General features: G+C 65.0%; 16 protein-coding genes. 8 read left to right on the forward strand and 8 right to left on the reverse strand.

All coding sequences use genetic code 11. The features are described 5' to 3' along the window. The first annotated feature begins 182 nt into the window (after positions 1-182). The 5 genes from XH93_RS18220 to XH93_RS18240 are packed head-to-tail and all read left to right on the forward strand — an operon-like array spanning position 183 to position 5705. Positions 183-2729 (forward strand): TonB-dependent siderophore receptor, encoded by a 2547-nt coding sequence (locus XH93_RS18220; RefSeq protein ID WP_194474602.1) that lies wholly within the window; start codon positions 183-185, stop codon positions 2727-2729. Between the two features lie 15 nt (positions 2730-2744). Then, entirely contained in the window at positions 2745-3434 is a 690-nt protein-coding gene (locus tag XH93_RS18225) for a Fe2+-dependent dioxygenase (RefSeq protein ID WP_139861439.1), read from the forward strand. 3 nt (positions 3435-3437) lie between these two features. Then, complete coding sequence (exbB, locus tag XH93_RS18230) at positions 3438-4427, forward strand: tonB-system energizer ExbB (protein ID WP_194474603.1); 990 nt, start codon at positions 3438-3440, stop codon at positions 4425-4427. A gap of 3 nt (positions 4428-4430) precedes the next feature. Beyond that, the gene (gene exbD, locus XH93_RS18235; protein WP_194474604.1) at positions 4431-4892 is read left to right on the forward strand and encodes a TonB system transport protein ExbD; all 462 of its coding nucleotides are present in this window, start codon (positions 4431-4433) and stop codon (positions 4890-4892) included. Between the two features lie 12 nt (positions 4893-4904). Next, positions 4905-5705, forward strand: a complete 801-nt coding sequence (locus XH93_RS18240; RefSeq protein ID WP_194474605.1) for an energy transducer TonB — start codon at positions 4905-4907, stop codon at positions 5703-5705. Between the two features lie 112 nt (positions 5706-5817). Here the strand turns inward: XH93_RS18240 and XH93_RS18245 are convergent, their stop codons facing one another. The 4 genes from XH93_RS18245 to XH93_RS18260 all read right to left on the reverse strand — a co-directional run bounded on the left by XH93_RS18245 (position 5818) and on the right by XH93_RS18260 (position 9430). After that, positions 5818-7038 carry an ABC transporter substrate-binding protein gene (locus XH93_RS18245; protein ID WP_194474606.1) on the reverse strand — a complete coding sequence of 407 codons (1221 nt, stop codon included), beginning with the start codon at positions 7036-7038 and terminating at the stop codon, positions 5818-5820. Between the two features lie 285 nt (positions 7039-7323). Continuing rightward, entirely contained in the window at positions 7324-7737 is a 414-nt protein-coding gene (locus tag XH93_RS18250) for a hypothetical protein (RefSeq protein WP_194475216.1), read from the reverse strand. Between the two features lie 46 nt (positions 7738-7783). After that, positions 7784-8464, reverse strand: coding sequence for a site-2 protease family protein (locus XH93_RS18255; RefSeq protein WP_194474607.1), 681 nt, complete (start codon positions 8462-8464; stop codon positions 7784-7786). A gap of 69 nt (positions 8465-8533) precedes the next feature. Beyond that, a complete protein-coding gene (locus tag XH93_RS18260; protein WP_194474608.1) occupies positions 8534-9430 on the reverse strand; it encodes a DMT family transporter in 897 nt (298 codons plus the stop codon). An 89-nt stretch (positions 9431-9519) separates the two neighbouring features. Here XH93_RS18260 and XH93_RS18265 point away from each other — a divergent pair, with 89 nt between their 5' ends. After that, on the forward strand, positions 9520-10389 hold the full coding sequence (locus XH93_RS18265; protein ID WP_194474609.1) for a LysR substrate-binding domain-containing protein: 870 nt from the start codon (positions 9520-9522) through the stop codon (positions 10387-10389). 229 nt (positions 10390-10618) lie between these two features. Here XH93_RS18265 and XH93_RS18270 read toward each other — a convergent pair whose 3' ends face one another. From XH93_RS18270 to XH93_RS18285, 4 genes are all read right to left on the reverse strand, one after another. Continuing rightward, a complete protein-coding gene (locus tag XH93_RS18270) occupies positions 10619-11365 on the reverse strand; it encodes an SDR family NAD(P)-dependent oxidoreductase (protein WP_194474610.1) in 747 nt (248 codons plus the stop codon). A gap of 226 nt (positions 11366-11591) precedes the next feature. Further along, entirely contained in the window at positions 11592-12323 is a 732-nt protein-coding gene (locus XH93_RS18275) for an SDR family oxidoreductase (protein WP_194474611.1), read from the reverse strand. A 117-nt stretch (positions 12324-12440) separates the two neighbouring features. After that, positions 12441-14291, reverse strand: coding sequence for an IlvD/Edd family dehydratase (locus tag XH93_RS18280; protein ID WP_194474612.1), 1851 nt, complete (start codon positions 14289-14291; stop codon positions 12441-12443). 212 nt (positions 14292-14503) lie between these two features. Beyond that, positions 14504-15532 carry a LacI family DNA-binding transcriptional regulator gene (locus XH93_RS18285; RefSeq protein WP_139861430.1) on the reverse strand — a complete coding sequence of 343 codons (1029 nt, stop codon included), beginning with the start codon at positions 15530-15532 and terminating at the stop codon, positions 14504-14506. A 206-nt stretch (positions 15533-15738) separates the two neighbouring features. Between XH93_RS18285 and XH93_RS18290 the strand changes: the two genes are divergently transcribed. Both XH93_RS18290 and XH93_RS18295 read left to right on the forward strand, forming a co-directional pair. Beyond that, a complete protein-coding gene (locus XH93_RS18290) occupies positions 15739-16806 on the forward strand; it encodes an ABC transporter ATP-binding protein (protein ID WP_194474613.1) in 1068 nt (355 codons plus the stop codon). Positions 16807-16881: 75 nt separating this feature from the next. Beyond that, positions 16882-18201 carry an ABC transporter substrate-binding protein gene (locus XH93_RS18295; protein WP_139861429.1) on the forward strand — a complete coding sequence of 440 codons (1320 nt, stop codon included), beginning with the start codon at positions 16882-16884 and terminating at the stop codon, positions 18199-18201. Positions 18202-18204: the final 3 nt, after the last annotated feature.

Below are 18204 nucleotides of genomic sequence, written 5' to 3' on the forward strand. Positions count from 1 at the left end.
TAGAACCGTTTTAGATCGAACATTAGAATCGCTTTGAATTGGGGCGATTCAAGCGCGCTGTTGCCGCGATCGCATTGACCGAAAAATTCACGCTCGATAACCGAGGGAGACAGTTCGTCGCACCCGATTTCCGGATGTTGCGGGCGGACTCGATTTCTCGGGATTTCTTGGGGGCGTTCGGAATGGGCAATGTGAGGGCGCCGAGATCGCTGCGCTTTGAGGCAGCGGCCGGCTCGGCTGACGATACAAACTACTCGGGCAAGAAGGTTTCTGCGGTCGCGGGCCTGATTGCGGTGGCGTCGTTCTCGGGGGCCGAGGCGCAGCAGTCCAACCTGCCGCCGGTGACGGTCGATGCCCCGGTGGCGCGCCCGCGCCCAGCCGCGTCAAAACCGTCGGCGGACCATGTTCGCGCCCGCACCGCGCTACGTGCCGCGCGTCGCGCCCAGCCGACGCAGGCTGCACCGGTCGCGTTTCCCAATGCCGGCGGCCTGCCGCCCGATCGCGATCCCTATGCCGACCCGGCGGCGCCGTACAAGGGTGATCGTGTGCAGGCATCCGGAAAGTTTCCGGAGCCGATCCTGAACACGCCGAAGTCGGTCACCGTGCTGACGAAGCAAGTGCTGGAGGACAAGAACGCCACCACGCTGAAGCAGGCGATCCTGTCGACGGCCGGCGTGACGCTCGGCACCGGCGAGGGCGGCAATGCCTTCGGCGACCGCTTCTTCATCCGCGGCTTCGACGCGCGCAACGACGTCGTCATCGACGGCGTGCGCGACGCCGGCGTCAGCGTCCGCGAGAACTTCTTCACCGAGCAGGTCGAGATCCTGCGCGGTCCGGGCTCCTCGTTTGCCGGCCGCGGCACCACCGGCGGCGCGATCAACATCGTCACCAAGCAGGCGACGACGGAGAAGAGCTTCTACAACATGGACACCACGTTCGGCACCGACCAGACCAAGCGGGTGGTGCTCGACGTCAACCAGGTGATCTCGCCGACGCTGGCGGTGCGCGCCGGCGGCCTGTTCCAGGACGCCAACGTCGCCGGCCGGAGCTACGTCACCGACGACCGCAACGGCGCCTTCGTCGCCGGGACATGGAAGCCGATCGACGCGGTCAAGATCACCGGCAACTACATCCACACCGAGCTGACCGGCATCCCGGATTTCGGCGTGCCGTATTATCGGCCGAGCACCGCGAGCACGGCCGGCGGCCCGTTCACGGATTTCGGCGTCAACCGCCACAATTTCTACGGCTTCGTCAACCGCGACTTCTACAGGACCGGGCAGGACATCGGCACCATCAACGCCGAGGTGCAGATCACCCCGGACCTGATGATCAGCAACAAGACGCGGGAATCGCGCTCCACCCAGAACTACATCGGCACGCTGCCGGAAGCGCCGGTCATCAAGAATCCGCTCTCGGCCTCGACGCTGAGTGCCAATCCGCAGAGCCGTTTCCAGGTCACCGACGTGTTCGCCAATCAGACCGAGGCGACCTACAAGTTCAACGACGGCGTTGGCTTCAAGCACACGGCGCTTGCCGGGTTCGAGTATGACAACGAAAGGTCCTCGATCGACAAGTATCTCGGCCTGAGCTCGGAAGCGCTGCCCGGCGGCTTCAGCGGCAACGGATCGCTGACTGGCGTCAGCGTATTCAGCCCGCAATTCACGAATTTGCCCTTCGGCATACCCGCTGGCCTGTCAGGACTGCCGACCAAGCTCACCATCGACACCAAGAGTGTTTATGTCCTGGATACTGCGAACTACAACGATCTCGTGATCCTCAACGGCGGTGTCCGCTACGACGACTATAACATCAAGACCAGTGGCTACGGCACGGTCAACGGTGTCGCCAACGTCTTCGGTCAGCAGCAGCAAGACTACGGCATGCCGAACTTCAACCTCGGCCTGACGCTCAAGCCGTTGCCGAACGGCAGCGTCTATGCCGCCTATGCCACGTCATCCAACCCGGTCGGCGCGGAATTTGACGGCACCAGCGTTCAGTATGGCGGCCTCGCGCCGGTCCTCAACGGCAATCCAAGCCAGATCTTCGGCCCGGAGAAGAACAAGGCGATCGAACTCGGCACCAAATGGGAGCTGTTCGACCGGCACCTGTTGCTGACGGCCGCGCTGTTCCAGACCGAGAAGGAGAACGCGCGTGAATCCATGAACGTCACCGCGGCGACCCAGACTGCCGCCTGTCCTTATCCGGCTGGCACGACCGGGACCGTCTCCTGCATCAGCGCCGGCGCCGCCTATCGCATCCGCGGCATCGACCTCGGCGTCGGCGGCAAGATCACCGACAAGTGGAGCGTGTTCGGCGGTCTCGTGCTGATGCAGTCGGAGGTGACCAAATCGAATATTCCGCCGGCGAACACGATCCTGTTTGGCTCGAATGTCGGGCTGCCGCTCGCTAATATCGCCCACCAATCGTTCAGCATGCTCAGCAAATACCAGTTGAACGACACCTGGGAGCTGGGCGGCCAGGCGGTCTATCGCTCGAAGATCTACGGCGGCACGTTCCTGGCGGCCAACCAGGGCACCTCGATCCCGAGCTATTGGCGCTTCGACGCCTTTGCCGAGGCCAAGATCGACAAGAACTGGACGGTCAAACTGTTCGTCAACAACATCTTCGACAAGCGCTACTACGACGCGCTGTACCAGAGCGCGGCTCCCTTCGTGCTGGAGGCGCCGGGACGCGCTGCGTATCTGGTCATTTCTGCGCGTTACTGAGGCTGAAGCGGCGCGATGCTGGTCTGTGTTCCCAATGTGTTGAGCAAGCAGGATGTGGCGGACTTCCGCCGCATCCTGGATGCCAGCGATTGGGAGGACGGCCGCTCGACCGCAGGCGCCGCCTCCGCGCTGGTCAAGCGCAACGAGCAGCTGCCGCCCGACAGCGAGGTCGCCAGGCAGCTCGGCAACCGTGTCCTGTCGGCGCTGTCGGCGAGCCCGCGCTTCATCTCGGCGGCGATCCCGCTTAGAATCTTTCCACCCTTGTTCAACCGCTATGCCGCCAGCGACGGGCACCATTTCGGCCTGCATGTCGACAATGCGGTGCGCGGCGACCGCCTGACCGGCCTGCGGATCCGCACCGACCTCTCGGTCACGCTGTTTTTATCGGAGCCGGAGGACTATGACGGCGGCGAGCTCGTCATCGAGGACCGCTACGGATCCCATGAAATCAAGCTGTCGGCGGGCGATCTCGTGGTTTATCCTGCTTCCAGTTTGCATCTGGTGACGCCGGTCACCCGGGGGACCCGGGTTGCGTCTTTTTTCTGGCTCCAGAGCATGGTACGGGATGCACACGCGCGCAGCCTGATCTTTGATCTCGATACCGCGATCCAGGCCCTGGTGGAACGGCTGGGGCGCGATGACCCCGAAACGGTCAAATTGACCGGCATCTATCACAACCTGATCCGTCACTGGGCTGAAGTGTAAGTAATGAAGACATCCATGCTCCGCGCTGCATTCGCCATGATCGCCTCGCTGGCGATCCTCACGCTCGCCGTGCCGTCATCGGCACAGCAGCCGGCGGCGCCTGCGGCGCAACCTCGGTCGCAGACGGCACCGGCCCAGTCGCAGCCGCCGGCCCCGCCGGCTGCTGCAGCGCCGCAAGCGCCTGCCGCGGCGGCTGCCGCGCCGACGCCGACCGCGCTCGATGCACAGGCCGCGCCTGCGGGAGGCGAAGGCAAGCTGCTGAAGTCGAGCAGCACCGGCCTGCGCGAATTGTCGCCGTGGAATATGTTCCTGAACGCCGACATCATCGTGAAGGCGGTGATGATTGGCCTCGCCTTCGCCTCGCTGGTCACCTGGACCGTGTTCATCGCGAAGATGATCGAGCTGACCGTGGTGCAGGGCAAGCTGCGCCGCGCGCTGGCCAAGATCGGTGAATCCCGTTCGCTCGCCGAAGCGCAGTTCGCGCTAGGCGCCAAGGGCAGCGTGCTGTCGTCGTTCATCGCCGCCGCGATGCGCGAGGGCCGGCTGTCGGCCGGGATCTCCAGCGACAGCGGCATCAAGGAACGTGCGGCCTCGAGCTTCGCCGAAATCGCGCGCGCCGAGGCGCGCCGCATCCGCGTCGGCATGGGTCTGCTTGCGACGATCGGCGCAACTTCGCCCTTCGTCGGCCTGTTCGGCACGGTCTGGGGCATCATGAACAGCTTCATCGGCATCTCGAAGTCGCAGACCACGAACCTTGCCGTGGTCGCGCCCGGCATCGCCGAAGCGCTGCTCGCCACCGCGATCGGCCTCGTCGCGGCGATCCCCGCCGTGATCATCTACAACCACTTCTCGCGCGTGACGAAGGGCTATCTCGAGCTGGTCGGCCGCGCCTCGGGCGCCGCGGGACGGCTGTTGTCGCGCGATCTCGACCGGACCCATGGAAGCGTGCCCGGCAGCGTTCCGCACGGCGCACGCGCCGCAGCGGCGGAGTAGGCGATGGCGGTCTCGATCTCCGAGAACGATGGCGACGACGACTTTGCGGAGTCGCACGAGATCAACGTCACGCCGTTCATCGACGTGATGCTGGTGCTCTTGATCATCTTCATGGTGGCGGCGCCGCTCTCGACCGTCGACCTGCCGATCGATCTGCCAACCTCCAGCTCGACGCCGCAGAAGAAGCCGGACAAGCCGACCTATCTCAGCATCAAGCCGGATCTGACCTTGGCGATCGGCGAGAACGCGGTGAAGCGTACCGACCTGATCAATTCGCTCGATGCGATGCCGGACATGGGTCGCGACAAGTACCTTTTCCTGCGCGCCGATCGCGTCGTGCCCTATGGCGAGCTGATGGGCGTGATGGAGCTGCTGCGCGCAGGCGGCTACACCAAGGTGAAGCTGGTGACGCTCGAGGGCGTTCCCGGCGCACCCGCGGCGCCGGCCGAACCGGCCAAGCCTTGAGGGCGGACGGCGATGTCTGATCCCGCACTCGATCTGCGCACGTCAAAGTCGCTCTGGATCATGGCGGCCGTGGTTGCGGTCGGGCTGCATCTCGGTGGCGCGGCGCTGGCGCTGGCGAATTTGCGCGGTGACGACGGCGACGAAGGGCTCGGCGCCGCCGGCGCGGAATACGCGGTCGAATTGGCGACCGCGACCATGGACGAGAATGTGGCACCGCCCGCGCCGGTGGAGTCCGCCGAGCAACAGGCGGTGCAGGAGATGACGCAGCAGAAGGCGGAGGTGAAGGACACCGACCTTCCGCAGGCCCAGCCGCAGGAGGTCGAGGACCCCGATCGCATCGTCACCGAGGACAACAACAAGAAGGAGAAGGAGGAGGAGGCCAAGGTCGCCAAGGTCGAGACCAATGCCCAGGAAGCCCAGCAGGCTTCCGAGCAGCGTGCGCCGACCAAGCTGGACGAGGCAACGCGTCAGTCCGAGACCACCAAGGCGCCCAATCCCGGCATCGGCAAGGACAAGCTGGCGCTGACGGCGAAATGGGGCAAGAAGATCAGCGCCTATCTCGACATGCACAAGAAATTCCCGGAGACCAGCAACAAGGCCAAGTCGGCCAAGGTGAAGATCGCCCTGGTGCTCAACCGCGTCGGCAAGGTGCTGTCGGTCGCCGTGATGGAATCGTCCGGCGATGCGCTGTACGACGACGCGGCGATCTCGATGGTGCACCGCTCCGATCCGGTCCCGGCGCCTCCGGCCGATCTGACCGAAGATCAGTTCTCCTTCAGCCTCGACGTCAACTTCAACAAGTCGAAGAAGTAGCGCGAGCGAGGGATCGGTCGTTGCGTAGGGCGGGTTAGCGGCAGCGTAACCCGCCATTCTTTTGCGACGAGCGGCGGATTACGCTTTCGCTAATCCGCCCTACGCGAGGTACTCAGCTCTTCTTCACCAGCGGGCAGACGCTCTTCTCCAGCGGCAGGAAGGCTTCGTCGGCCGGAATGGTGGCGACTAGCCGGTAATAGTCCCACGGATATTTCGATTCAGACGGCTTCTTCACCTCGAACAGATAGGCCGGATGAATCTTGCGGCCGTCGACGCGGATCGAGCCCTTGCCGAACAGGGGATCGTCGGTCGGCAGCTCCTTCATCTTGGCGACCACGGCACGACCGTCATGCGGATTGCCGCCGAGCGCCTCCAGCGCCTTGAAGTAGTGGATCAGCGACGAATAGACGCCGGCCTGCACCATGGTCGGCGGGTTCTTCTTGAACCGCTCCATGAAGCGCTTCGAGAAGGCGCGGGTCTCGTCGTTCAGGTCCCAGTAGAACGTCTCGGTGAAGTTGAGGCCCTGCGCGACGTTGAGCCCGAGCGCGTTGACGTCGGTCAGGAACATCAGCATGCCCGCGAGCTTCTGGCCGCCCGCGACGATGCCGAATTCGGCGGCCTGCTTGATCGCGTTGGTGGTGTCGCCGCCGGCATTGGCGAGCCCGACGATCTTGGCCTTCGAGCTCTGCGCCTGCAGCAGGAAGGAGGAGAAGTCGGCGTTGTTGAGCGGATGCTTGACGCTGCCGAGCACCTTGCCGCCGTTCGCGGTGACGACCGCTGCGGTGTCGCGCTCCAGCGCCTGGCCGAACGCATAGTCCGCGGTGAGGAAGAACCAGGTGTCGCCGCCGGATTTCACCAGCGCCTTGCCGGTGCCGTTGGCGAGCATGTAGGTGTCGTAGACCCAGTGCACGGTGTTCGGCGAGCACTGCGCGCCGGTGAGGTCGGAGGAGGCCGAGCCGGAGTTCAGATTGACGACGTTCTTCTCCTTGGCGAGGTTGGCGATCGCAAGCCCAACGCCGGAGCTTGCGAGATCGACGAACACGTCGACCTTCTCGACGTCGATCCATTGCTTGCCGATGTTGACGCCGACGTCGGGCTTGTTCTGGTGATCGGCCGCGATGACGTCGATCTTCCAGCCCTTCTTGAGCAGCCCGGAATCCTCGATCGCCATCTGCGCTGCGACCGTCGAGCCGGGGCCGCCGATGTCCTGGTAAAGCCCGGACTGGTCGCCGAGGCTGCCGACCCGGACCGTCTTGTCCATGGTCTGCGCCAGCGCGCCGCCTGCGAGCGCCAGGCTCGTGGTCACGACAACGGCTGCGATAGAACGCTTCATGTCTCCTCCAGTATGATTTTGTTTTTTGAGGCCCGCAGTATGCCCGGCAACGGCGATGCCGCCTAGGCGGGCGCGGGCGGCGGTCCGAAGGTCGTATATTCCGGGACGCGGGCGCTTGATGGTGGCGACGCTATCTGACCCGTCACCCTGAGGTGGCCGCTTCTTCAGCGGCCCTCGAAGGGTCGACGGCCCGGCTGGTGGCCGTGCATCCTTCGAGGCTCGCCGAAGAGGCTCGCACCTCAGGATGACGGGTTGAACGAGTGCAGATTTCGATTGGAGAAGCGGCTACTTCCAGTAGTAGCGGATCGCGACGTAGACCACGACGAGGCAGGCGAAGATCAGCATCACCGGGAGCGGACGCTTGGCGTTCGGGTCGGACGTGCCGGCCTTCGGCTTGGCGGGGAGGCGGCGGAACGCGGTGACGTTGCCGCTGTCGGCGGCGACCGGCTCGCGCGAGCGGGCGGGAACTTCCGGCGCTTTGCCGGCGCCGCCCATCTCGGCGTAGTAGCTGCGGTACATCAGCTGGATGGTCGCCTCGCTGGCGTCGGCGTCGCCCATTTGTTCCAGCAGCTTCTTGTAGCTGGCGAGGAAGTTCTGCGCCTCGGGAGGCAAGGCGGAGGCGCCGTTCAGCTTGGCCATCATCTTCCAGGTGGCAAAATCGGCCCGCGCGCGGGTATCGGCGCGGCGCGCAATCAGCATATCTGCAGCTTTGATCACCATGGCCTCAAGCGTTCCCACTCCCAGCCTATGTGTTTCCGGTGATGACGAGAAGGGCCTGGATCACATAGCCGGTCAGTGTCCGCAGTATCGTGGAAATAACATCAAGATTTAGGCCGAGCTGGGCGCCGAGCATCGGCAGCAGTATCAACAGCCCGATCAGGATCAGGAGCCCGTAAGGCTCCAGCCGGGACAGCGGATAGGCCAGCGGCCGCGGCAAAAGCCCGACCGCGACCCGGCCGCCGTCCAGCGGCGGGATCGGCATCATGTTGAAGATCGCGAGCACGATGTTGATCAGGAACGCGTTTTTCAGATTGTCGAGGGTCCATTGCGCGGCATTGGCCGGCACGAATGGCAGCGCGTGGAATGCCAGCGCTGCCGCGGTCGCCAGGATGATGTTGGTCGCCGGGCCGGCCAGCGCGACCCACACCATGTCGAGCCGGGGATGCTTGAGGTTGCGAAAATTCACCGGCACCGGTTTGGCGTAGCCGAACAGGAACGGCGAATGCGCAAGCAGCAGCACGCCGGGCAGAATGATCGTCCCGAACGGGTCGATGTGCTTGAACGGGTTGAAGCTGACGCGGCCGAGCTGCCAGGCTGTGTTGTCGCCGAGCCGGTGCGCGACAAAGCCGTGTGCGGCCTCGTGAAAGGTGATGGCGATGATGACCGGCAGCACCCAGACCGAGACGTCATAAAGTGAGATGTTCAATGCGTGCCGCCCCTGGTTCGTCCCGGATTGGGATCATTCCGGATCGGAACGTCAGGCTAGCACGAATTGCTAAGGTCTTTGCCAATCCAGCGTCGGGCGCGGCCGGGTGGTGGCGATCCAGATGCCGGCGAAGACGGTGACGATTCCGGCCATCAGATTCCAGCGCAGCGGCTCGCCGAGCAGGGCGGCGCCGACCAGCGCTGCCGCGATCGGATTGACGGTGACCGAGATCGCCACCCGCGTCGGCGTGGTCCGCTCCAGCGCGAACGCCCAGAGGTAGAAGGTCAGCGCCGCGCCGAAGGCGCCGAGATAGATCGCGCCGAACCATTGCGGCGCACCGAAATCCGCGACCGGCGCAAAGCTGCCGCGCAGCAGCGAGCCGATGATGAGCACCGCGCCGCCGGCCGCCATCGCCAGTGTGGTGAACGGGATCGGCCCGGAGCGGCGGATGTAGGGCTTCGACCAGATGCTGTAGAGCGCCATGCACAGCGCGGCTGCCACCATCAGCAGGTCGCCGCGCCAGGCGCCCGGCGGCGCCGCGGCGAGGCCGGAGAGCAGGGCCATCGCGACGCCGAAAATCGTGACCAGCACGCCGGTGGTCTTGCGCGCCGTCAGCGGCTCGACGCCGAGCGCGGCGCCGACGAGCATCGTCAGCAGCGGCAGTGTCGACAGCGCCAGCGCCCCGCGCGCCGCCGTGGTGAAGATCAGCGACGCATTGAACAGGATCGGAAACGCCGCAAAGAACAACAGGCCGAGGCCGGCGACGGCTGGCCAGTCGCGGCGCGGCGGCCAGGCGCGAGGCTGCAGCAAGGCCAGCGGCAGCAGCAGCACGACGCCGATGCCGAACCGGAACGAGCCGATCGCCAGCGGATCGATGGCGCCGACCAGAAACCGCGTCGCCCCGATCGAGGTGCCGCCGAGTGCACTCGACAGCACCGCCGCCGCTACTCCCCAGATCTCGCCCATCCCGTTCCCCTTGTTTCGCTTGCGCAATCTAGGGAGCGGGGGATAATCAAGGAATGGAATATCCTTGATAGACAAGATCACGGTTCATTATGAATGCGCCTGTCCTCGACCCCGACCTGCTGCGCGCCTTCGTCGCGGTAGCGGACCATCGCTCCTTCACCCGCGCCGCGGCGGCGTTGAACCGCACGCAATCGGCGATCAGCATGCAGGTGAAGCGGCTCGAGGAGCGGCTGCAGGCCGAGCTGTTTCACCGCAGCACAACCAATGTCGATCTCAGCGCCGCCGGTGAGGGGTTGATCGGCTATGCCCGGCGCATCCTCAGCCTCAATGAGGAGGCGGTCGGGCGGGTGCGCGCCCATGGCATGGACGGACGGGTTCGCCTCGGCGTGATGGACGATTACGGGACATTGATCGTGCCGCCGCTGCTGGCGAGCTTTGTCGCCAACTATCCGCTGGTCCATGTCGAGATGGAGACCGGGCTGACGTCGACGATGACCGACCGGCTCGGCGAGGCCTACGACCTCGTCATCGCCATGCATCCGGAAGGGCGCGGCGAGGGCGAACTGTTGCGCACCGAGCAGGCGGTGTGGGCGGCGAGCACGGAGCATCGCGTCGAGCAGATCGATCCGCTGCCGGTCGCGCTTTATCCGCAGGGCTGCCTGTTCCGGAGCTGGGCGATGCAGGCGCTCGACGAGGCGAAGCGGCCGTGGCGGCTGGCCTTCGTCAGCCACAGCCTGTCCGCGGTCGAGGCGATCGCGGCGCAGGGGCTCGCGGTGACCGTGGTCAAGTCAGGCACGTTCCCGCCGGCGCTGCGGCGTCTGACCGCGCGCGACGGCATGCCGCGGCTGCCGCGCGCCGAGATCCGCCTGCATCGCGCGCCCAACCTGACGCGCGCTGCGTCGCTGCTGGCCGATCATCTGGTGATGGCGTTGCGCCAGCCGGACAGGCGGGGGCGTTAGAGCGTGACGAGATTAGATTGAATTGGCGGCCGCAAAGCCGGTGTGCTCCCTCTCCCGCTTGCGGGGGAGGGCTGGGGTGGGGGTATCACAGCGAATCCTATCGTGGAGAGAGCCCCCACCCGCCGCGCTCTGGCGCGCAAGCGCGCTGCCGAGCGCGTCGGCCTCCCCCGCAAGCGGGAGAGGCGAAACGAGTTCGCGGCCATGCCGCTGCAACCAAAGTCAGCCGGCTCTAGTACGTCGCGCGGCCGCCGGAGATGTCGAACACCGCGCCGGTGGAGAAGGCGCAGTCCTGCGACGCCAGCCAGGCCACCATCGATGCCAGCTCCTCGACCAGCACGAAGCGGCCCTTTGGAATCTTCGACAGCATGAAGTCGATATGTGCCTGCGTCATCTGGTCGAAGATCGCGGTCTTCGCGGCGGCCGGCGTCACCGCGTTGACCAGGATGTCGTGCTGCGCGAGCTCCTTGCCGAGCGACTTGGTCAGCGCGATCAGGCCGGCCTTCGACGACGAGTAGTGCGCGGCGTTCGGATTGCCTTCCTTGCCGGCGATCGAGGCGATGTTGACGATGCGGCCGTATTTCTGGCCGATCATTACCGGCACGATCGCCTTGCAGCAGATGAAGGGCCCCTCGAGGTTGATGCGCATCACCCTGCGCCAGTCCTCGAGCTCGGTTTCCCACACCGGCTTGTTGGCGCCGGTGATGCCGGCATTGTTGACCAGGATGTCGATCTTGCCGAACTCGCGCAGCGTCTGGTCGCGGGCAGCGTCGACGGTGGCGGGATCGGTGACGTCGGTCTTGATCGCGATCACGTTCTCGCCGATGGCCTGCGCTGTTTTCGCCGCCAGCGGCTGGTCGAAGTCCCAGATCGCGACCCTGGCGCCGGAAGCGACGAAGCGCTCGGTGATGGCGCGGCCAAAGCCTTGCGCGCCTCCGGTGACGACGGCGCAGCGGCCGTTGAGATCGATCTTGTTCATTGGTGTTATCCTTTGACGTTCCCTCGGTGCCGCCGCACGGACGTTCTGCTCCCTCGCCCCGCTCTCTTGTCCGCCGAAGCCCGCCTTTGGGCGAAGGCGGATGCGGGGAGAGGGTTGGGGTGAGGGGTTGTCTCCGCATGCGCCTGCGGAGGTATTGTGCCTCGCCCCTCACCCGGAAGCTGCGCTTCCGACCTCTCCCCGCAAAGGGCGGGGAGAGGTTTAAAGATCAGAGCATGAAGCCGCCGTCGACGACCATGTCGACGCCGGTGGTGAACGCGGCTTCGTCGCTCGCGAGATAGACCGCCATCGCCGCGATCTCTTCTGCAGTGCCGAGCCGGCCCATCTTCTGGCGGGCAACGAATTTCTCGCGTCCGTCGGGACCGGCGGCGGCCGCGCGCTCGAGCATCGACGGTGTTTCCACGGTGCCGGGGCAGATCGCGTTGCAGCGGATGCCCTGGGTGATGAAGTCGAGCGCGACCGCGCGCGTGAGCAGCGACACCGCAGCCTTCGACGCGCTGTAGGCATACCGGTTGGCCGGCGGCCGCAGCGCCGCGCAGGACGAGATGTTGACGATGCTGCCGCCGCCGCCGGCCAGCATCGCCGGCAGGAACGCCTTGATGGTCCGGTGCATCGACTTGACGTTGAGATCGAACGAGAAATCCCAGTCTTCCTCCGAGCACTCCAAAATGGTGCCGTGGTGCACGAAGCCCGCCGCGTTGAGCAGGATGTCGATCTTGCCGACGCGCTGGGCAAAGGCGTTGACGTCGGCGGTGTTGCGAACGTCGAGCCGCGCCGTCTCCGCAATGCCTTCCTTGTTGAGGCTGGCGATGCCACTTTCATTGATGTCGGTGGCGATCACAGTGGCGCCCTCGCGCGCGAATGCGATGGCGCAGGCGCGCCCGATGCCCGCTGCAGCTGCGGTGACGACGGCACGTTTGCCCTTTAGGCGGTCTGACATGCGTTGCTTCCTTCTCTTGTCGGTCATTCCGGGGCGCGCACAGCGCGAACCCGGAATCTCGAGATTCCGGGTCTGGTGCTGGCGCACCATCCCGGAATGACGGGGATGGGTACGGTGCTAGTGATTATCCCGGGCAACGCCGACCTTGCCGGCGATGTCGTGGTAGCGCGTGGCGAGTTCGAGACAGGCGCCGGTCGCGTGCTGGCCGACGGTCTGGCGGTAAAGCTCCTGCCACGGCGTCTGGTTCGCCGGATGCGGGAAGCCGCCCTTGGCCTTCAGCTCGGCGCGGCGGGTGCGCAGCTCGTCCTCCGAGATCATGATGTTGGCGCTGCCCTTGTTGAGGTCGATGCGCACCTTGTCGCCGCTCCTGAGAATCGCGAGCCCGCCATCGGCGGCGGCTTCCGGCGAGGCGTTGAGGATCGACGGCGAGCCCGAGGTGCCGGACTGCCTGCCGTCGCCGATGCAGGGCAGGGACAGGATGCCGCGTTTGATCAGTGCCGCCGGCGGCTGCATGTTCACGACCTCGGCGCCGCCGGGATAGCCGACCGGGCCGGTGCCGCGGATGAACAGGATGCAGTGCTCGTCGATGCCGAGCGCCGGATCCTCGATCCTGTTGTGATAATCCTCCGGACCCTCGAACACGATGGCGCGGCCCTCGAAGGCGTTGAGGTCGTTCGGGTTGGAGAGGTAGCGGTCGCGGAATTCCTTGGAGATCACGCTGGTCTTCATGATCGCGGAATCGAACAGATTGCCGCGCAGCACGATGAAGCCGGCATCCTTCACCAGCGGCTTGTCGTAGCTCCAGATCACCTCGCCGTCGGGCGGCGGCGCTTCCTTGCAGTTCTCGCCCATGGTGCGGCCGTTGACGGTCAGCGCGCCTTCATGGATGCGCTTGTGCTTGATCAGTTCGCGCACCACCGAGGGCACGCCGCCGGCGCGGTGATATTCCTCGCCGAGATAGAAGCCGGCCGGCTGCATGTTTACCAAGAGCGGCACGTCGTGGCCGTATTTCTGCCAGTCGTCGATCGACAGTTCGACGCCGACATGGCGCGCCAGCGCGTTGATGTGGATCGGCGCATTGGTCGAGCCGCCGATCGCGGAATTGACCACGATGCAGTTCTCGAACGCCTGGCGGGTCAGGAAGTCCGACGGCTTCAAATCTTCCCAGACCATGTCGACGATGCGCTTGCCGGTCTCGTAGGCGATCTGACCGCGCTCGCGATAGGGCGCCGGGATCGCCGCGCAGCCTGGCAGCGAGAAGCCGAGCGCCTCCGCCAGCGAGTTCATGGTCGAGGCGGTGCCCATCGTGTTGCAATGGCCGACCGACGGCGCCGAAGAGGCGACGATCTCGATGAACTGCTCATAGTCGATCTCGCCGGCGGCGAGCCGCTCGCGCGCCTTCCACACCACGGTGCCGGAGCCGGTGCGCTGGCCTTCATGCCAGCCGTTCAGCATCGGCCCGCCCGACAGCACGATCGCCGGCAGGTTGACGGTCGCGGCGGCCATCATGCAGGCCGGCGTGGTCTTGTCGCAGCCGGTGGTCAGCACCACGCCGTCGAGCGGATAGCCGAACAGGATCTCGACCAGGCCGAGATAGGCGAGGTTGCGGTCAAGCGCCGCGGTCGGGCGCTTGCCGGTTTCCTGGATCGGATGCGTGGGGAATTCCATCGCAATGCCGCCGGCGGCGCGGATGCCTTCGCGAACCCGGTGCGCGAGCTCGAGGTGATGGCGATTGCAGGGCGACAGGTCGTTGCCGGTCTGCGCGATGCCGATGATCGGCTTGCCCGACTGCAGTTCCTCCCGGGTCAGGCCGTAATTGAGATAGCGCTCAAGATAGAGCGCGGTCATGCCGGGATTGTGCGGGTTGTCGAACCATTCCTGGGAGCGGAGCCTGCGGCCCTTTCCTGTTCCCTGGCCCTTGCCGTTGGTCTTGCCGGCGCTGTGCCCGTTGGTGTGGGGTTCTGTCATTGGTTTCTCCCGCAATGCAAACTTGCTTGGGCCCGTTCAAGGGCTCTGATTTCCACGTTGTCTCTACCTTGCGCAAATCGCCGCGCATTACAAACCCGCTCGATCACGCACAGGTGTCTCGCCGGCTGAATTGGACCTTAGTTGAACAGTTTTGGTTGCGCTATCATTTTGTCATTTTCGTTCAGATGTGACGGGCTTTTGTCGCCTTGATGTCAGTTGCGCCGGGTCGAGCTTTGCCGTTCCATGACACTGAAGCCGAGATCGACCACCGGCTCGGTCGGACGGCGTCCGTCCAGCGTCTCCAGCACCATCATGGCAGCGTTCCTGCCCATTTCGTAGCGGTTGGTGCGTACGCTGCTCAGCGTCGGCTCGCTCGACGCCATGAATTCGAGGTCGTTGAAGCCGACGATCGCCATCTGCTCCGGGACTGCCATGTGCCGCCGCTTGCATTCGAACAGCGCACCGAGCGCGAGGTCGTCATTGACGCAGAATACGGCGTCGATGTCGGGCGCCTTGGCAAGCAGGTCGGCGAACAACGTGCCGCCCAGCGTCACCGAGGTGGGGATCGCCGTCGTGACAATCAGCCGCAGATCGAACAGCCCGGCCTCGGTCATGGCGAAGCGATAGCCGTCGAGCCGCCGTTGCACCCGCGGGTCCATCCGCGCGCCGAGGAAGCCGATCCGCCGGTAGCCCTGCGCGAGCAGGTGCGAAATGGCGGCTTTTGCCGCGTCGAAATGCGAGAATCCGATCATCATGTCGACCGGCGAGGGGCCGATCTCCATGATCTGGACGATCGGGCAATCGACCGTCTCCATGATGCTGCGGGAATCCGGCGTCTGATTGATGCCGGTGACGATCAGTCCGGCCGGCTTCTGTGCCAGAAACAGCCGCAGCAGGCGCTCTTCCAGCAAGATGCTGTAGCGGGTGTTGGCCAGCTGGATGCTGTAGCGGCTGCCGTCGAGTGCGTCATAGATGCCGCGCAGCACGTCTGCGAACACGTTGTTGGTCAGCGACGGGATCAGGACACCGATCACCTCGGTACGCTGCGAGGCGAGCGCCCGCGCGGCGAGGTTGGGGACGTAGCCGAGCTCCTTTGCCGCACTTTCGACCCGCGCGCGCTTGCCGACCGAGAGCGCCTCGGGATTCCTGAAGAAGCGCGAGGCGGTGATGGGGCTGACGCCGGCGAGTTTTGCAACTTCGGTGAGCCTGATCTTGCCTGGCGTGATGCGCTTTCGGGCCATTTGCCGCTCATATCACAGGCGCCGCGGCGGACAAAGAATTATTGACAGCGCTACCAAACGGTTGCTAATCGAACGATTGCCAAAACCGAATAAACTGCGGACAATAACAGCAGTCCAACAGCGCCGCGTGCCCAGCGCGGCCGGAACAAAACAGAGCGGTTGCGGCATCAGTCGTATGCCGCCGGGAACTCGAGGGAGGGAAGTGGATGTCGTCGGTCCAGATTCGCGACGTGCGGAAATCGTTCGGCAATTTTGAAGTCCTGCACGGCGTGACGATCCCGATCGAGGATGGCGAGTTCGTCGTCCTGGTCGGTCCCTCCGGCTGCGGCAAGTCGACCTTGCTGCGGATGCTGGCAGGGCTGGAGAACATCACCTCGGGCACGATCTCGATCGGCGACCGCGTCGTCAACAATGTCCAGCCCAAAGAGCGCGACATTGCGATGGTGTTCCAGAACTACGCGCTCTATCCGCACATGACGGTTGCCGACAATATGGGCTTCTCGCTGAAGCTGCGCGGCGCCAAGGCCGAGGAAATCTCGACCGGCGTCAAGCGCGCCGCGGAAATCCTGGCGCTGACCCCGCTGCTCGACCGTTATCCGCGGCAGCTCTCCGGCGGCCAGCGCCAGCGCGTCGCGATGGGCCGCGCCATCGTACGCGATCCCCAGGTGTTCCTGTTCGACGAGCCGCTCTCCAACCTCGACGCCAAGCTGCGCGTTGCGATGCGCACCGAGATCAAGGAACTGCATCAGCGGCTGCGCACCACCACCGTCTACGTGACCCACGACCAGATCGAGGCCATGACCATGGCCGACAAGATCGTGGTGATGCATGACGGCATCGTCGAGCAGATGGGCTCGCCGCTCGAACTCTACGACAAGCCGGAGAACCAGTTCGTCGCCGGCTTCATCGGCTCACCGGCGATGAATTTCCTGAAGGGTCAGGTCAAGGTTAACGGCTCCGCGTTCTTCGAGGGACCGAACGGCGTCAAGCTGCCGCTGGCATCGGCGCCGGCCAATTCCGACGGCAAGCCCGCGGTCTATGGCGTGCGTCCCGAACATTTCACCATTGCCGATGACGGCGCGGAGGCGGAGATCGTCGTGGTCGAGCCGACCGGCTCGGAGACCCAGGTGTTCGCCAAGCTCGGCGGCGAGCAGGTCGTCGCCGTGTTCCGCGAGCGGCATCTGTTCAACCCCGGCGACAAGGTTCGGCTGAAGCCGGATCCGTCGCTGGTTCATCTTTTCGACGACTCGACGGGGAAGCGACTTAACAGCTGATGGATTGACGGCTGCAACGGCTGACCAACAAGCCGGGCTCAACAATAATAAAAATCATTCATAGGAGGAAGGACGATGCACGATTTGACTCGCCGCTCGCTGCTTCAGGGCGGCACTGCGCTGGCTGCAACCGGCATGCTTACCGGGCCGGCGCTGCTCGATTTCGCCAAGGCCTGGGCGCAGAGCGCGCCCTGGAAGGCCGAGCCCGGCGCCAAGCTCACCGTGATGCGCTGGAAGCGCTTCGTGCCGGCGGAAGACGACGCTTTCAATGCGATGGTCGCGGCGTTCAAGACGGCGACCGGCACCGAGATGAACGTGTTCAGCGAGTCCTTCGAGGACGTGCAGCCGAAGGCGTCCGTTGCCGCCAACACCGGCTCGGGCCTCGACCTCGCCTGGGGCCTGCACACGCTGCCGCAGCTGTTCCCGACCAAGGTTCTCAAGCTGAACGACGTTGCCGACTATCTCGGCAACAAGTATGGCGGCTGGACTGAGGCCGCGGCCAAGACCTGCAAGCAGGGCAATGACTGGCTGGGCATCCCCGTCGCCACCGTCGGCGGCTATCTGACCTACCGCAAGTCGGCGGTGGAGAAGGCCGGCTTCAAGCAGGTGCCGTCGGACTTCCCGGCCTATCTCGAGCTCTGCAAGGCGCTCAAGAAGAACAACACGCCGGCCGGGTTCGCGCTCGGTCACGCCACCGGCGACGCCAATGCCTGGGTGCACAACATTCTCTGGGGCCACAACGCCTGGACCGTCGACAAGGACGACAAGGTCATCATCAACTCGCCGGAGACGATGAAGGCGCTGGACTACGCCAAGCAGCTGTCGGAGACCTTCATTCCGGGCGTCGCGTCCTGGAACGACTCCTCCAACAACAAGGCCTTCCTGTCCGGCGAACTGTTCCTGACCTCGAACGGCATCTCGATCTATGTCGCCGCCAAGGACGATCCGAGCAAGAAGGAGCTCGCCGAGGACATCGGCCACGCGCTGTGGCCGGTCGGGCCGATCGGCAAGCCGACCGAACTGCAGCTCGCGGTGCCAATCCTGGCCTTCAACTTCTGCAAATATCCGAATGCGGCAAAGGCGTTCATCGCCTTCATGCTGGAGAAGGAAAACTTCGAGAAGTGGCTGTCCGGCGCGCGGGGCTATCTGACCCAGACGCTGAACGCCTACGACTCGGCGCCGGTCTGGACCGCCGATCCGAACAATGCCGTGTTCGGCCAGGCCTCAAAGCGCGCGCTGCCGGCCTCCGGCATCGGCACGCCCGGCGAGAAGGCGGCGACCGCGATCGCCGACTTCATCGTGGTCGACATGTTCGCGAACTACTGCACCGGCGCCAAGGACGGCAAGGCCGCGATGGCTGAGGCCGAGCGGCAGCTGAAGCGCATCTATCGCTGATGT

This window comes from Bradyrhizobium sp. CCBAU 51753 (assembly GCF_015291565.1).
GTDB classification, from domain to species: Bacteria; Pseudomonadota; Alphaproteobacteria; order Rhizobiales; family Xanthobacteraceae; genus Bradyrhizobium; species Bradyrhizobium ivorense.

What these genes read in the sequence shown, in the direction of transcription:
- exbB (WP_194474603.1), top strand. Translation starts at nt 3,438, where the DNA reads ATGAAGACATCCATGCTCCGCGCTGCATTCGCCATGATCGCCTCGCTG.
- exbD (WP_194474604.1), top strand. Translation starts at nt 4,431, where the DNA reads ATGGCGGTCTCGATCTCCGAGAACGATGGCGACGACGACTTTGCGGAG.
- XH93_RS18225 (WP_139861439.1), top strand. Translation starts at nt 2,745, where the DNA reads ATGCTGGTCTGTGTTCCCAATGTGTTGAGCAAGCAGGATGTGGCGGAC.
- XH93_RS18295 (WP_139861429.1), top strand. Translation starts at nt 16,882, where the DNA reads ATGCACGATTTGACTCGCCGCTCGCTGCTTCAGGGCGGCACTGCGCTG.
- XH93_RS18245 (WP_194474606.1), bottom strand. Translation starts at nt 7,038, where the DNA reads ATGAAGCGTTCTATCGCAGCCGTTGTCGTGACCACGAGCCTGGCGCTC.
- XH93_RS18280 (WP_194474612.1), bottom strand. Translation starts at nt 14,291, where the DNA reads ATGACAGAACCCCACACCAACGGGCACAGCGCCGGCAAGACCAACGGC.
- XH93_RS18275 (WP_194474611.1), bottom strand. Translation starts at nt 12,323, where the DNA reads ATGTCAGACCGCCTAAAGGGCAAACGTGCCGTCGTCACCGCAGCTGCA.
- XH93_RS18265 (WP_194474609.1), top strand. Translation starts at nt 9,520, where the DNA reads ATGAATGCGCCTGTCCTCGACCCCGACCTGCTGCGCGCCTTCGTCGCG.
- XH93_RS18285 (WP_139861430.1), bottom strand. Translation starts at nt 15,532, where the DNA reads ATGGCCCGAAAGCGCATCACGCCAGGCAAGATCAGGCTCACCGAAGTT.
- XH93_RS18290 (WP_194474613.1), top strand. Translation starts at nt 15,739, where the DNA reads ATGTCGTCGGTCCAGATTCGCGACGTGCGGAAATCGTTCGGCAATTTT.
- XH93_RS18270 (WP_194474610.1), bottom strand. Translation starts at nt 11,365, where the DNA reads ATGAACAAGATCGATCTCAACGGCCGCTGCGCCGTCGTCACCGGAGGC.
- XH93_RS18250 (WP_194475216.1), bottom strand. Translation starts at nt 7,737, where the DNA reads ATGCTGATTGCGCGCCGCGCCGATACCCGCGCGCGGGCCGATTTTGCC.
- XH93_RS18220 (WP_194474602.1), top strand. Translation starts at nt 183, where the DNA reads ATGGGCAATGTGAGGGCGCCGAGATCGCTGCGCTTTGAGGCAGCGGCC.
- XH93_RS18240 (WP_194474605.1), top strand. Translation starts at nt 4,905, where the DNA reads ATGTCTGATCCCGCACTCGATCTGCGCACGTCAAAGTCGCTCTGGATC.
- XH93_RS18260 (WP_194474608.1), bottom strand. Translation starts at nt 9,430, where the DNA reads ATGGGCGAGATCTGGGGAGTAGCGGCGGCGGTGCTGTCGAGTGCACTC.